At 73.4% G+C, this 14,668-nt stretch carries 11 protein-coding genes; 5 read left to right on the top strand and 6 right to left on the bottom strand.

Annotated elements, in window-relative coordinates; genetic code table 11:
• Positions 1 to 60: 60 nt before the first annotated feature.
• The gene (locus tag RY076_RS03610) at positions 61 to 798 is read left to right on the top strand and encodes a hypothetical protein (RefSeq protein ID WP_323096204.1); all 738 of its coding nucleotides are present in this window, start codon (positions 61 to 63) and stop codon (positions 796 to 798) included.
• A gap of 61 nt (positions 799 to 859) precedes the next feature.
• Here RY076_RS03610 and RY076_RS03605 read toward each other — a convergent pair whose 3' ends face one another.
• Positions 860 to 4,099 (bottom strand): response regulator, encoded by a 3,240-nt coding sequence (locus RY076_RS03605; protein WP_323096202.1) that lies wholly within the window; start codon positions 4,097 to 4,099, stop codon positions 860 to 862.
• 150 nt (positions 4,100 to 4,249) lie between these two features.
• On the opposite strand from RY076_RS03605, the gene RY076_RS03600 reads away from it, so the two are divergent.
• On the top strand, positions 4,250 to 4,984 hold the full coding sequence (locus RY076_RS03600) for a VIT1/CCC1 transporter family protein (protein WP_323096201.1): 735 nt from the start codon (positions 4,250 to 4,252) through the stop codon (positions 4,982 to 4,984).
• Between the two features lie 286 nt (positions 4,985 to 5,270).
• Complete coding sequence (locus RY076_RS03595; protein WP_323096200.1) at positions 5,271 to 7,490, top strand: DEAD/DEAH box helicase; 2,220 nt, start codon at positions 5,271 to 5,273, stop codon at positions 7,488 to 7,490.
• Here RY076_RS03595 and RY076_RS03590 read toward each other — a convergent pair.
• The 5 genes from RY076_RS03590 to acsA all read right to left on the bottom strand — a co-directional run bounded on the left by RY076_RS03590 (position 7,471) and on the right by acsA (position 12,970).
• A complete protein-coding gene (locus RY076_RS03590) occupies positions 7,471 to 7,740 on the bottom strand; it encodes an acyl carrier protein (protein WP_323096199.1) in 270 nt (89 codons plus the stop codon). The two genes, RY076_RS03595 and RY076_RS03590, sit on opposite strands and share 20 nt — an antisense overlap.
• A gap of 5 nt (positions 7,741 to 7,745) precedes the next feature.
• Positions 7,746 to 9,062 carry a dihydrolipoamide acetyltransferase family protein gene (locus RY076_RS03585; RefSeq protein WP_461782304.1) on the bottom strand — a complete coding sequence of 439 codons (1,317 nt, stop codon included), beginning with the start codon at positions 9,060 to 9,062 and terminating at the stop codon, positions 7,746 to 7,748.
• 7 nt (positions 9,063 to 9,069) lie between these two features.
• A complete protein-coding gene (locus RY076_RS03580) occupies positions 9,070 to 10,050 on the bottom strand; it encodes an alpha-ketoacid dehydrogenase subunit beta (RefSeq protein ID WP_413785734.1) in 981 nt (326 codons plus the stop codon).
• Positions 10,051 to 10,130: 80 nt separating this feature from the next.
• Complete coding sequence (pdhA, locus tag RY076_RS03575) at positions 10,131 to 11,138, bottom strand: pyruvate dehydrogenase (acetyl-transferring) E1 component subunit alpha (RefSeq protein ID WP_323096195.1); 1,008 nt, start codon at positions 11,136 to 11,138, stop codon at positions 10,131 to 10,133.
• On the bottom strand, positions 11,135 to 12,970 hold the full coding sequence (gene acsA, locus RY076_RS03570) for an acetate--CoA ligase (protein WP_323096193.1): 1,836 nt from the start codon (positions 12,968 to 12,970) through the stop codon (positions 11,135 to 11,137). The genes pdhA and acsA overlap by 4 nt, the downstream gene beginning before the upstream one ends.
• A gap of 123 nt (positions 12,971 to 13,093) precedes the next feature.
• On the opposite strand from acsA, the gene RY076_RS03565 reads away from it, so the two are divergent.
• On the top strand, positions 13,094 to 13,561 hold the full coding sequence (locus tag RY076_RS03565) for an Hsp20/alpha crystallin family protein (RefSeq protein ID WP_323096192.1): 468 nt from the start codon (positions 13,094 to 13,096) through the stop codon (positions 13,559 to 13,561).
• A gap of 5 nt (positions 13,562 to 13,566) precedes the next feature.
• Entirely contained in the window at positions 13,567 to 14,628 is a 1,062-nt protein-coding gene (locus RY076_RS03560; RefSeq protein WP_413785725.1) for a zinc-binding dehydrogenase, read from the top strand.
• Positions 14,629 to 14,668 lie beyond the last annotated feature (40 nt).

Below are 14,668 nucleotides of genomic sequence, written 5' to 3'. Positions count from 1 at the left end.
ACGGCACGCCGACGGCTCTGACACAGCACCCGCACAGCCTGTGGCCCGACCGTTCTCGCCATGAGCACCGATGCCACGACGCCGGTCCCGGTCGCCCCGGGGCGTTCGGCGCTGCCCCAGTTCGACGCGACCCGAGAGGTCCCGACCGCCGACGTGACGCGGGAGATCCCCACGGCCGACACGGCCGGCACCGCCGACACGGCGGCGCTGCCCGTGGCGTCCGCGGCCCCGTCCCCCATCGCCCCACCGCAGGTGCCGTACACCTATGCGACGCCGGACCCGGCGCCCGACGACCGGACCGGTGCGGCGGCACACGTTCCCGTCGGCCCGGAGGGAACGCCGGTGGCCCCCGTGGCGACGCCCGGCGGCGGACCGCGCTGGAGCGCGAAGAAGACCGCGGTCACCGCGGGCCTGGCCATCGTGCTCGCCTCGGTCGGTGCCATCGGCGCGGCCGCAGCGATGCCGGCCGGCGGGGCCGGCGGCGACACCGGCCGCTTCGGGCGCGGCTTCGGGCCCGGCGGCCAGAACGGCCAGAACGGGTTCAACCCGTTCGGTCGCGGCAACCAGGGCTTCGGCAACCAGAACGGGCAGGGCAACCTGCAGAACCAGCTGCCAGGCCTGGGCAACCAGAACGGCCAGCAGGGCGGGCAGGGCCTGAACAACCAGGGCAGCCAGCTGCCGAACCTCGGTGGCATCGACCCCAACCAGCTGAGCCAGCTGGACCCGCAGGACCTCCTGCAGCAGCTGAACCAGCTGACCGGCGGCAGCGACGACGGCTCGTCCGGCAGCACGACCTGAGCCGAGCCGGCTCTCCCCTGAGCCCGATCGGCCCCGTCGGCCGGTCGGGCTCAGCCGGTGCTCAGCCGGCGCGGAGCCGGTCGGCGTACCGCTCGAGCGCGCTCGTGGCCCGCTCGACGTCGTCCTCGAGCCGCGTGACGAGGTCGGCCCCTGCGACCTGTCCCTCACGCCCGAGGTCCTCGATGGTGCGGCACGTGTCGGCCAAGGCCGCCGCGCCGAGGTTCGACGCGGTCCCCTTGAGCCCGTGGGCGATCCGCTGCTGCTCGTCGGCGTCGCCCTGGTGCGCGGCACCGCGCAGCTCGGCCACCTTCTCGCGCGCTCCCTCGCCGAAACGGGCGATGAAGCGCAGCAGGAGGGCGGTGTCCTCGGGGTCGATGCCGCCGAGCTCCTCGAGGCGTCGGTGGTCGATGACGTCGAGGACCGCGGGCACACCGGACGACGTCGAGGCCGGCGTCGTGACCGGCACCGCCGCCCGGGCGTGGTTCGGCCGGCGTCGGGCCACCCGAGAGCCGGTCCACCGCTGCAGCGTGGTGCCGAGCAGGGCGACGTCGATCGGCTTGGTGAGGAAGTCGTCCATGCCCGCCTGCAGGCAGCGCTCGCGCTCGCCGGCGATGGCGGCCGCGGTCATGGCGATGACCGGCAGGCGCGTGCCGGGCGGCTCCTGTCCGCGGATGCGGCGGGTGGCCTCGTAGCCGTCCATCTGCGGCATCTGGCAGTCCATGAGGACGGCGACGAAGTCGCGGGCGCGCCGGTGGTGCAGGTCGACGGCCTCGACGCCGTTGACGGCGAGCACGACGTCGTAGCCGAGGCTCTCGAGGACACCCTGGGCCACGAGCTGGTTGATCTCGTTGTCCTCGACGACGAGGACGGTGCCGTTGTTCGTCGCCGGGGTGGCGGCGTCGCGCTGGCGCGGGTCGGGGCGTGGGTCGTCGGACAGGTGGGCGCCCGCCACGTTGACCATGGCATCGAAGAGCGCGGACGGCATGACCGGTGAGGTGAGCCCCGCCTCGATGCCGGCGGCGCGCAGGGTGTCGGGGTCCGGGGGCGTCGGGGTGTCGGTGACGAGCAGGATCCGGCCGTCGGTGAAGTTGCGGTCCGAGCGGATCATCGAGGCGATCTGCAGTCCGCCGGTGCCCGGCCCGGGGTCGTCGCAGACGACGACGTCGAACGGCGCGCCCGACCGGTCGGCGCGGTGCATCTCGACGATGCCCTCGACGCCGGAGGACGCCGACCGGACGTCGACCTGCCACGCTCCGAGCTGGTCCTCGATGCGCTGGCGGTGCCCGGCGTCGCGGCCGATGACGAGGACGCGCAGCGACGACACGGCCGCCACCTGCGCCTCGGGCCGGCCCACCGAGCGTGACGACGCCCCGGCGAAGCAGGCGGTGAACCAGAAGGTGCTGCCCTGGCCCGGCACGCTCTCGACGCCGATGTCGCCGCCGAAGGCCGCGACGATCTGGCGCGAGATGGCCAGGCCCAGCCCGGTGCCGCCGTACTGGCGCGTCGTCGAGGAGTCACCCTGGGTGAAGGACTCGAAGAGCCGGTCGCGCACCTCGGGGGTGATGCCGGCGCCGGTGTCGCGCACCTCGACGCGCAGGACGGGGCCACCGACCTCGACGCGCTCGAGCGACATCCGCACGTCGACGCGTCCGTTGTCGGTGAACTTCACGGCGTTGGTCGTGAGGTTGGCGACGACCTGGCCGAAGCGGACCGGGTCGCCCGACACCATGAACGGCACCTCGCCGCCGTGTGCGACGGTCAGCTCGAGGCCCTTGGCGCGGGCCCGCTCGGCGACGAGCATCGCGCTGCGGTCGAGCACCGCGGCCGGGTCGAAGTCGACCGACTCGAGCTCGAGGCGGCCGGCCTCGATCTTGGACAGGTCGAGGATGTCGTTGACGAGCTCGAGGAGCACGTGACCGGCCTGGTCGATGCCGTCGGAGAGGCGACGCTGGTGGGGCGTGAGGTCGGAGCGGGCGAGCAGCTCGGACAGGCCGATGACGCCGTTGAGCGGGGTGCGGATCTCGTGGCTCATCGTCGCGAGGAACTCCGACTTGGCCCGGGAGGCCTTCATCGCCTCGTCGCGGGCCTGGGCGAGACGCTCGGCAGTCCACTCGCGCTCGGCGACCCGGGCGAAGAGCGCCGTGATCTGCCGGATCGTCGTGGCGTCGTCGGCGACGGGCGGCGTCGGGGCCCGTGTGTCGAGCACGACGACGCAGGCGACGCGGTTCTCGGCGAGGACCGGGATGCCGGCCACGTACGTGCCGGTGCGGGCCAGCTCGAGGCGGGTCTCGCGCGCGTTGACGGCGCGGTTGGCCAGCTCGAGGCCCTCGTGCTGCGGCACGGCGCTCGGCTCGACGCCGCGGGGTGGCGGGACGACGCCGCCGACGTGGCCGTCGGCGTCGACGACCGCGGCGAGCACGGGGCGCCAGGTCGTGTGCGCGGCCACCTCGGCGAGGATGGCGGGCAGCGCCTCGGTGAGAGTGGCCGACTCGTTGGCGGCCGTGGCCATCGCCGTGATGAGCGCGAGCGCCTGCTCGGCGTCCTTCTTCTCGGTGATGTCCTGGGTCGTGCCGCTCATGCGTACGACGGCGCCGTCGGCGTCGCGGCTGACGATGCCACGTCCGCGCACCCAGACGTTGCCGCCGTGGCGGCGCACGACGCGGGCGTCGAACTCCCACGTGTCCCCCTCGGCGAGGGCCCGCTGGATGGTGCTCCCGACGTGCGCGCGGTCGTCGGGGTGGATGAGGGCGAGGAAGTCGTCGTAGCTCGGGGCCGGACCGGCGGGGTCCATGTCGTAGATGTGGAACATCTCCTGCGACCAGGTGACGGCGGCGGAGCCGACCTCCCACTCCCAGCTGCCGAGCCCGGCGATGGACTGGGCCTCGGCGAGCAGGTCGACGAGCTCGCGCTGGTGGCTGTGCTCGCTGACGCGGTGCAGCCAGCCGCGGCACACGCCGTCGTCGTCGAGCAGCGGGGTGTGCGACACGAGGGCCCAGAACCGGTTGCCCTGCTTGTCGAGGAGGCTGCACTCGATGTTGTCGCCGTGACCGCTGGTCGCGCCGGACCGGAGCTCGGCGAGGTGCGCGCGGAACTGGTCCTGGCCGACGGCGTCGACCGCGTCGAGGACGCTGAAGCCGACCATCTCCTCGACGGTGCGACCGAGCATGGCCGCCATCCGCGGGTTCGCGTAGGTGGTGCGCCCCTCGCCGTCGAACAGCCAGAGGCCGTCCGGCGACGCAGCGGTGATCCACCTGGCGAGGTCGCCGGCGGCGGCGTCTCCCAGGCCCGGAATGTCCGACATGGTGCGAATCCTCCCCCATCGCCCGGTGTCGTACCGGGCAGTTCGCGAATTCCGTCCCAGTCTGCCCCGGTCTCCGGGCTGACGGAAGTGGAGGGAAGGCGAGCCTCGCCTACGGTGACAGGTACGCGCCGCGGTGCGACGATCGGGCCCATGACCCAGCCCGAACCCGTCACCGACAACGGGCACGACCGCGAGGAGCCGCACGACGACAGCGTCGGGGCCCGCCTCAACTGGCTGCGGGCCGGCGTCCTCGGCGCCAACGACGGCATCGTCTCCACCGCCGGCGTCGTCGTCGGGGTCGCGGGCGCGACGACGAGCCGCACCGCGATCATCGTCGCCGGCATCGCCGCCCTGTCGGCCGGCGCGCTGTCGATGGCGGCCGGCGAGTACGTGTCGGTCAGCACCCAGCGCGACACCGAGCGGGCGCTCATCGCCCTCGAGCGGCGCGAGCTGCACGAGGACCCCCACGGCGAGCTCGAGGAGCTGACCCAGCTCTACGAGGCCAAGGGCATCAGCCGCCCCCTCGCCGAGCAGGTGGCCCGCGAGCTGACCGACCACGACGCCCTCACGGCGCACGCCGAGGCCGAGCTCGGCATCGACCCGTCCGCCCTGACCAACCCGTGGCACGCCGCTGGCGCCTCGATGCTGGCCTTCTTCGTCGGCGCCCTCCTGCCTTTGCTGACGATCTCGTTCAGCCCGGAGGCGGCCCGCCTCTGGGTCACGGTCGCGAGCGTCGCGGCCGCCCTCGCCGTCACCGGCTGGGTCAGCGCCCGCATGGGCGGCGCCGACGTCGGACGTGCCGTCGCCCGCAACGTCGCCGGCGGCCTCGTGGCGATGGGCGTCACCTACGCGATCGGGGCCCTGGTCGGCGTCAAGGTCGGCTGACGCGTCCGTCTTGTCCCGTCGGCGACACGTCACGTCCCGTGGCGATGTACAGTCGAGGGGTCCCCGCGCCGCGAGGCGCGGCCCGACCTGCTGACTCCCGCCTTCGACGGGCTCCGGCTCGGGCCCACCGGGACGTCACCGGGGCCGCGTGAGCGCGCGTCCCGCACTCGAGTCGAGGCCGTCACGGCCGGCGGGGTCCCCCCGTTCGGGACGTTGCGGCATCGCCTGCATCGTCAGGACATGGTCAGGACGTCGTCACGACGCCCGACGCGTCACCAGGAGGAACATGCCCACGCGCGTGCGCACCCGGGCCGGCAACGGCTCGACCGCTTCGAAGGGCTCGACCGCTTCGAAGGGCTCGGCCGCTTCGAAGGGCTCGAACGGCTCGGGCTCGAACGGCTCCCGCCGTGACGAGCCGGCCCCGCTGATCCCCGTCCTCGCCCGGCGCGTCCGCGAGGTCGAGTCGCGCGTGGCGGGCAAGGGCAAGGCGAGCCCGACGAACCGGACCAAGTTCCTCGTCGTCGCCCTGCTCATGCGCTCCGAGCGGGCCCGGGTCCGTGACGATGCGACGCTGCCGACCGGCACCCGCGCCGACCTGCTCAAGCGGCTCGACGGCATCGCCGGCATCCTCGCGCAGATCGCCGCGCGCGACACCAGCCTCATCTCCCTGCTCGACGCCGGCGTCAAGCCCGGCCCGGCCGCACAGCAGATGCGCCGCGAGTGGCTGCTCGAGTCGGGCGCCGAGGTGGCCGACGAGCCCGCCGAGCCCGCGCCCGAGCCCGACCGCCCGGTCGTCCCGCCGCAGATCGCCGCCCGCCAGGTGCTGCCGCGATCGGTGCCGGCCCGCGCCCGCGCCAACCCCTTCCTCGTGCCCGACGTCGAGGCGGCGACCCGCCGCCAGTACCTGCCGACGCGGCTGGCCGGGTGGGAGCTGCTCTCGCCGCTCTACCGCGCCTTCGAGCAGGGTGCGGGCGGCGAGGCCGCGTCTATGGACCTGCCGCCCAAGCCGCGCATCGACCGGTTCTCCCCTGCCGGTCAGCAGCTCATGGTGCACCAGTCGCAGTTCCTCCAGGCCGTGCAGGAGGGCCACCGCACCTTCCTGCTCGCCGACGAGCCGGGCCTCGGCAAGACGGCGCAGTCGGTGCTCGCCGCGTCGGTCGCGAACGCCTACCCGATGCTCGCCGTCGTGCCGAACGTCGTGAAGATCAACTGGGCCCGTGAGGTCGAGCGGTGGACGCCGCAGCGCCGGGTCACCGTCATCCACGGCGACGGCGACGACGTCGACGCCTTCGCCGACGTCTTCGTCGTCAACTACGAGATCCTCGACCGGCACTTCGGCTGGCTGTCCTCGTTCGGCTTCCGCTCGATGGTCGTCGACGAGGCGCACTTCATCAAGAACCTCTCCTCGCAGCGCTCCCAGCAGGTGCTCGCGCTCGGCGACCGGCTCCGCGCCACGACGCCGGGCGCCGACCCGCTGCTCCTCGCGCTCACCGGCACGCCGCTCATCAACGACGTCAAGGACTTCGACGCCATCTGGCGCTTCCTCGGCTGGATCAAGGACGGCAAGCCCGCCTCGCCGATCCTGCGCGAGCTCGACGGCATCGGCCTGACCCCGGCCGACCGCGGCTTCTACCCCGAGGCGCGCAAGGTCGTCATCGAGCAGGGCATCGTGCGCCGCCGCAAGGTCGACGTCGCCAAGGACCTGCCCGACAAGCGGATCGCCGACATCACCGTCGAGCTCGACGACGACCTCGGCCGCTCGATCCGCGAGGCCGAGCAGGCCCTGGGCCGCCGCCTCGCGCAGCGCTACCGGGCGCTGCTCGCCGACGGCGAGGGCCACGAGTACGACGGCGAGCCCGACGAGGCGCTGCTGCGCCGGGTCGCCGCGGCCGAGCTGCGGCACGCGTCCGAGGGCGGCGAGAAGGGCGAGAACGTCTTCAGCCTCGTGCGGCGCATCGGCCAGGCCAAGTCGACGCTCGCCGCCGACTACGCCCTCCAGCTGTCGCACTCGGTGGGCAAGGTCGTCTTCTTCGCCAAGCACATCGACGTCATGGACGCCGCCGAGGCCGTGTTCGCCTCGGCGGGGCTCAAGACGGTGTCGGTGCGCGGCGACCAGACCGGCAAGCAGCGCCAGGAGGCCATCGACGGGTTCCAGAAGGACCCCGAGGTGTCGGTGGCCGTCTGCTCCCTCACCGCGGCCGGCGTCGGGCTCAACCTGCACGCCGCCTCCAACGTCGTGCTCGCCGAGCTGTCGTGGACGGCGGCCGAGCAGCAGCAGGCCATCGACCGCGTGCACCGCATCGGCCAGGACGAGCCGGTCACCGCGTGGCGCATCCTCGCCGCCGGCACCATCGACTCCAAGATCGCCGAGCTCATCGACGCCAAGCAGGGCCTGGCCGCCCGGGCCCTCGACGGCAGCGACGAGGAGGTCACCTCCGGCGACACGCTCCAGAGCGACGCCCTCGTGGCGCTGCTGCGAGAGGCGCTCACGCAGACGTGGGCCTGACGCGTCGGTCGAGGTAGGCCGTCGCTGAGTCGATGGTGAGCAGCTCGTGGGCGTCGTCGTCCTCGATGCGGATGCCGGCCCGCTTGCCGAGCCTTTCGATGAGCTCGACGACGTCGAGCGAGTCCAGCTCGAAGGCCTCGCGCAGGTCGGTGCCGCCGGCGACCCCGTCGAGGCCGGCGTCGGGCACGATCTCGCGGAGCACGCTCTCGAGCATGCTGCGTGCACTGTCGGTCGGTGCGTTGTCGGTCATGGGCCTCAGAGCTCCTCGGGTGTCTGCAGGAGGCGGTCGATCGTCCGGAGCAGCCGCGAGCCGGTCGCACCGTCGGTGGCCCGGTGGTCGCCGGCCAGCGTGACGGTGACCAGCGGGCGCACCCCGATCAGGCCGTCGACCGCCCACGGACGGTCGAGCACCGCGCCGAAGCCGACGAGGGCCACCTGCGGCGGGTAGATGACGCCGAGCACGCTCTCGACGCCCTGCTCGCCGAGGTTGGAGACCGTGATGCTCGGCTGCGCGAGGTCCGACCCGTGCAGCCGGCCGGACCGGGCCCGGCGCGTCAGCTCCTTGGTCCGGGCCATCGTCTCCTCGACGCCCAGGCGGTCCGCCCGGGCGATGACCGGCACGAGCAGGCCGCCTGACCGCAGCGACAGGATGAGCCCCAGGTCGACGTCGGCGGCCGGGCGGAACGCGTCGTCGACCCAGTGGCCGTTGAGCTCCGGCACGGCCGCGGCCGCACGGGCCGTCGCGGCCAGCAGCAGCGCGGCCGTCACGAGCCGCTCCGACATCTCGAGCTCGCGGTTGCGCTCCTTCATCCACCGCAGGCTGCGGGAGAGGTCGACGTTGTGCGTCAGGTGGTAGTGCGGCACCTCGCGGTTGGACCGGCTCATCAGCCGCGCGATGCTGGCGCGCATGTCGGCAGCGGGCCGNAGGTGGTAGTGCGGCACCTCGCGGTTGGACCGGCTCATCAGCCGCGCGATGCTGGCGCGCATGTCGGCAGCGGGCCGGGTCTCGGGCTTGGTCTCGGGCTTGGTCTCGGGCTTGGTCTCGGGCTTGGTCTCGGGCTTGGTCTCGGGCTTGGTCTCGGGCTCGGTCTCTCGCCGGGTGATCCCCTCTTCCTGCGGCGCCGGCCCCGGGCCGGCGGCGCGACGCACATCCTCGACGCGAACGGCACCGCCGAAGCCGGTCCCGGTGACGGCCGCGAGGTCGACCCCCAGCTCGACGGCGACGCGTCGCGCGAGCGGTGACACCCGGACGCGGGTGCCGGGAGCAGGCACGGGCGCTCGACCGGGTGTCACCGGCTCGGGGGGTGGCGCGACAGGCGGTGGGGGCACCGCCACCGGAGCCGCGGGGGCCGTGCCGTCGCCGAGCCGCGCCAGCGCCGTGCCCACCGGCACGGTGCGGCCCGCCTCGACGAGCAGCTCCTCGACGGTCCCGGTCTCGAAGCACTCGACCTCGACGGTCGACTTCGGCGTCTCGACGACGGCCACGATGTCGCCGCGGCGCACCGGGTCACCGACCTTGACGAGCCACTCGAGCAGGATGCCCTGCTCCATGTCGGCGCCGAGCGACGGCATCCGGAACTCACCCATGGCCCCCGACCACCCGTCTGACTGCTGCCGCGACGTCGGAGGCCTGGGGCAGCGCGGCCTCCTCGAGGTGGTGGGGGTAGGGCACGGGAACCTCTGCGCCGCAGACGCGCTCGACCGGGGCGTCGAGATCGTAGAAGGCCTGTTCGGCGATGCGGGCCGACACCTCGGCCGCGAGGCTGCCGGTGCGCCACGCCTCGTCGACGACGACGACCCGGTGCGTACGGGCGACCGAGCCGAGCACCGTCGCGTCGTCGAGGGGGCGCAGCACCCGCAGGTCGACGACCTCCGCCGAGATGCCCTCCGCCGCAAGGAGCTCGGCCGCGGCGAGCGCCTTGCCGAGGCCGCCGCCGTACGCGATGACGGTGGCGTCGGTGCCGGGCCGCCGCACCGCGGCCGAGGCGATGTCCACCGTCACCGGTCCGGCGGGCAGGGTGCCCGAGAGGTTGTAGAGCGAGCCGTGCTCGAAGATGACGACGGTGTCGGGGTCGGCCAGGGCCGGCGCGAGCATTCCCCGGGCGTCCTCGACCGTCGCCGGTGCCAGCACGCGGATCCCGGGGATCGAGGCGTACCAGCCCTCGAGGCTGTGCGAGTGCTGGGCGGCCAGCTGGCGTCCCGCACCCGTCGTCATCCGGATGACGAGCGGGATCGAGAGCTGGCCACCGGACATGTGCCGCAAGGTCGCCGCGTTGTTGAGGATCTGGTCGAGCGCCAGCAGGCTGAAGTTGACGGTCATGATCTCGACGATGGGGCGCAGCCCCCGCAGGGCGGCCCCGATGCCGGCGCCGGTGAACGCGGCCTCGGACAGGGGCGTGTCGCGGATGCGCTCCTCGCCGAACTCCTCGAGGAGCCCGAGGCTCACGGCGAAGGACCCGCCGTACCGCCCGACGTCCTCGCCGAGCAGGAACACCCGCGGGTCGCTCGCGAGCGCCTCGCGGTGGGCCTCCCGTAGCGCCTCGCGGTAGGTGGTCGTCACCGTGTCGGCCGGCTCCGGGGACGCCTGGGACGCCGGTGCGACCGAAGGCGTCCGGCTCGCCGTGGCGGCCGCGCGCCGGCTCATGGCGCGCCCACCGGTTCGGTCGTGACGTACCTGGCCAGGTCCTCGACGGGTTCGAGCGGCGCGGCCTCCGCCGACTCGACGGCCGCCGCGATCTCCGCGTCGACCTCGGCCTCGGCCCGCGCCTGCCACTGCTCCACCTCGACCGCGGTCAGGAGTCCGTCTGACACGAGCCGGCCCGCGAGCGCCGGGATCGGGTCGCGCCCGCGCCACTGGTCGATCTCGGCCTTGGCGCGGTAGCGGTCCGGGTCGTACATCGAGTGGGCCCGGAACCGGTACGTGCGCAGCTCGAGGAAGCAGGGCCTGCCGCTGTCGCGGACGTAGGCCAGGGCCCGATCGCTCGCCTCCCGCACGGCGAGGACGTCCATGCCGTCCACTGCCCACGACACCATGCCGTAGCCGGCCGCGCGCAGGGCGAGGTCAGTGGCGGCGTGCTCGCGGGCCAGCGCCGTGCCCATCGCGTAGCGGTTGTTCTCGCAGCAGAAGAGGACCGGCAGGTGCCAGAGGGCGGCGAGGTTGGCGCTCTCGTGGAACTCGCCCTCGGCGAACGCCCCGTCGCCGAAGAGGCAGGCCGTGACCGCGGGGTCGCCCGTCAGGTGGTCGGCGAGGGCGAGACCGACGGCGAGGGGCAGCCCGCCCGCGACGATCGCGTTGCCGCCGAAGAACCGTCGGGACGCGTCGAAGAGGTGCATCGATCCCCCGCGCCCGCCGCTGCACCCCGTCACGCGTCCGAACATCTCGGCCATCACCGACTCCATCGGCACGCCGCGCGCCAGCGCGTGGCCGTGCTCGCGGTAGGTCGACACGACGGCGTCCGCCTCCGAGAGCGCGCCGACGACGCCGACGGCCACGGCCTCCTCGCCGATGCACAGGTGCAGGAAGCCGCGGATCCTCGTGGCGCTGTAGAGCTCGGCGCACTTCTCCTCGAACCGGCGGATCAGGATCATCTGCCGGAGCAGCCCGGTCCGGTGGTCGAGGAGCACGTCGAGGCGCGCGTCGGGAGTCATGACGGCGTCTCCACGGTCGACAGGTCGCCCTCGGGGAGGCCGAGCTCGCGCGCCCGCAGGAGGCGGCGCATCACCTTGCCGCTGCGGGTGTGCGGCAGCGCCGGGTCGAAGGCGATCTCGCGCGGGGCGACCGACCCGAGGCGGTGGCGCCCGAACGCGATGAGCTCTCGGGCGAGGGCCGGCGTCGGCTCGTGCCCGACCTTGAGGGTGACGAACGCCTTGACGACCTCGCCGGCGAGCGGGTCCGGCTTGCCGATGACGCCGACCTCGGCGACGGCGGGGTGCTCCATGAGCGCGCTCTCGACCTCGAAGGGACCGATGAGGTGGCCGGCCGACTTGATGACGTCGTCGGCGCGTCCGACGAACCACACGTAGCCGTCGGCGTCCGTCCGGGCGAGGTCGCCGCTGAGGTACCACCCGTCGACGAACGCGCGGGCGTAGCGGTCCGGGTCGTCGAGGTAGGCCCGGAACATCGAGGGCCAGCCGGGGCGCAGGGCCAGCTCGCCGACCTCACCGACCTCACCGGCGCCGAGCACCCGGACGCGACCGTCGACGACCTCCGCGCGGCCGTCCACGCCCTGCCGCAGGACCGCCATCTCGACGCCGGGGACCGGCCGCCCCATGGAGCCCGGCCGCACCGGCATCCCCGGGAAGTTGCTCACCATGATGGCGCCGGTCTCGGTCTGCCACCACGTGTCGTGCACGGGCAGGCCGAAGGCCTCCATCCCCCACAGGACGGCCTCGGGGTTGAGCGGCTCCCCGACGCTGACGACGTGGCGCAGCGCCGGGAAGTGGTGCTCGTGCGCGAGCCCGACACCGGCGCGCATGAGCATGCGCAGCGCGGTCGGGGCGGTGTAGAAGACGCTGACGCCTTCGTCCTGCAGGACCCGGTACCAGCGCCTGGCGTCGAAGTCGGCGGCGTCGGTGACCACCGTGACCCCGCAGCTGAGGGGGCCGAGGATGCCGTACGAGGTGCCGGTGACCCACCCGGGGTCGGCGGTGCACCAGTAGGTGTCGCCGGGCCGCAGGTCGAGCACGTACTCGGAGGTGACGTGGTGGGCCAGCACCGCCTCGTGCACGTGCACCGCGCCCTTCGGCGTGCCGGTGGTGCCGCTCGTGAAGTGCAGCAGCGCCGGGTCCTCAGGGCGGGTCGGTGCGACGGTGAAGGTCGCCGCGTCGTCGCGCGCGGCGTCGACGGCCTCCGCCCACGTGATCGTCCCCTCGGGCACGGCCCCGGGGCCGGCTCCGTCGCCGACGCCGGGGCCGGCGTCGGTGACGACGACGTGCCGCAGGTCGGGCAGCGACGCGCGTTGCGGGGCGACCTTGCGGGTGTAGGAGAGCGAGTCCGTGACGAGGACCCGGATGTGCCCGAGGCGAAGCCGCTCGACGACGGGCACCGGACCGAACGCCGGGAAGAGCGGGCAGTACACGCCGCCGGCCTTCAGCGTTCCGAGGACCGTGAGGTAGAGCTCGGGCGAGCGGGGCAGCAGCGTGCAGACGCCGTCGCCGAGCCCGATGCCGAGGCGGCGCAGGGCGGCCGCGACGACGGCGCTGCGTTCGCTCAGCTCGGCGTACGTGAGCTCGGTCGCGGGGCCGCTGCGGTCGAGGAAGCGGAGCGCGACGCGGCCTGCGAGGGGGCCCGACGCGTGTCGGTCCACCGCCTCGCTCGCCATGTTCAGGTGGCCCGAGCCGTCACCGCGGAGCCAGGCCCTCGCCTGCTCCCAGTCGAAGGTGCGCCGCCGGGTGTCGTAGTCGCCGACGAGCGGCTCCAGCGCCGGCACGTGCTCGATCGGGCGCCCACGCGCCTCGCCCTGCACCGCCGGCTCGGCCATGAGATCACCGTCGCGGCACGGCGCCGTCACGGGTAGGGACCAACGGTCCTGTTTCACTCCGGCCCGGCGGCATCCACTGGTTGAGGAGCCGCAGATCCGTTGCGGCGGTAGCGAGGAGGAATGATGAGCACGAACTCGGGAGCCAAGGCCCCGGAGCGTCGTCCGACGCAGACGCGTGGAGACCTGCTGCCGTGGAGTGAGCTCGGACCGTGGGCAGGTCGCATGCAGGACCTCATCGAGCAGATGTGGTCACCGACCCTGGGCGGCAGCGACTTCTCGCCCGGTGGCGAGCTGCGCGAGACGGACGACGCCTTCAGCCTGGAGCTCGACCTGCCCGGCGTCGACAAGAAGGACGTCACCATCGAGTTCTCCGGCCGCCGGCTCAGCGTGCGCGGCACGAAGACCACCGAGACGGAGGGAAAGGGCACGCTGCGGCACACGACGCGGACCTCCGGCAGCTTCGTCTACGAGGCGATCCTGCCCGTACCGGTCGACGACAAAGCGGTCACCGCGACGCTGTCCGACGGCGTCCTGCTCTTGACGATGCCCAAGGCGGGCGAGGCCAAGACCACGCACATCGAGATCAGCTGACGACCATGTCCACCGCCACCGACACCATGCGCGCCATCGTCTACCACGGTCCCGGCCGGAAGGCCTGGGAGGAGGTGCCGAAGCCGACCCTCCGAGAGGACACCGACGCCGTGGTCAAGGTCGACACCGTCACCATCTGCGGCACCGACCTGCACATCCTCAAGGGCGACGTCGCCGCCGTCACCGACGGGCGGATCCTCGGCCACGAAGCGGTCGGCACCGTGGAGCAGGTCGGGCCGGGCGTCAAGAACGTCCACCCCGGCGACCGCGTGCTCGTCTCGTGCATCACCGCCTGCGGGTCGTGCCGCTACTGCCGCGACGGCAGCTACGGCCAGTGCGTCGGCGGCGGTGGCTGGATCCTCGGCCACAAGATCGACGGCACCCAGGCGGAGTACGTCCGGGTGCCCTTCGCTGACACCTCGACCTACGCCGTCCCCGACGGCGTGACTGACGAGGAGGTGCTCATGCTCGCCGACATCGGGCCCACGGGCTACGAGGTCGGTGTGCTGAACGGCCGGGTCTCACCCGGTGACGTCGTAGCGGTGGTGGGCGCCGGCCCGGTCGGGCTCTCCGCCATCATGGGTGCCAAGCTCTTCAGTCCTTCCCATGTCGTGGCCATCGACCTGGCCGATGCCCGACTCGATGCGGCCAAGCAGTTCGGGGCCGACATCACCGTCAACCCTGCTCGTGAGGACGCGGTCGAGGTGCTGCGCGGCCTGACGGGCGGCCTCGGCGCCGACGTCGCCGTCGAGGCCGTGGGCGTGGCGGCGACCTTCGAGCAGTGCGCGGCCCTCGTGCGACCCGGCGGCCGGGTGGCGAACGTCGGCGTGCACGGCGGCCCGGCCACCCTGCACCTGGAGGAGCTCTGGATCAGGAACGTCACCATCACCACCGGGCTCGTCGACACGTACTCGACGCCGACGCTGCTCAAGCTGCTCTCGACGCGTCAGGTCGACCTGGCGAGGTTCGTGACCCATCGCTTCGCGATGGGTGAGTTCCTCGACGCGTACGACACCTTCGCGCGCGCGGCCGACACCGGCGCCCTCAAGGTCGCCATCTCCGGCTGAGCAGGCTGAGCAGGCTGAGCAGGCCAGCGGCGGCGGCCCG

The sequence above is a fragment of the Intrasporangium zincisolvens genome, assembly GCF_034724055.1.
Lineage (GTDB): Bacteria > Actinomycetota > Actinomycetes > Actinomycetales > Dermatophilaceae > Monashia > Monashia zincisolvens.
Note: the sequence above shows the minus strand (reverse complement) of the source record. Positions and strands in the feature narration are given on the sequence as shown.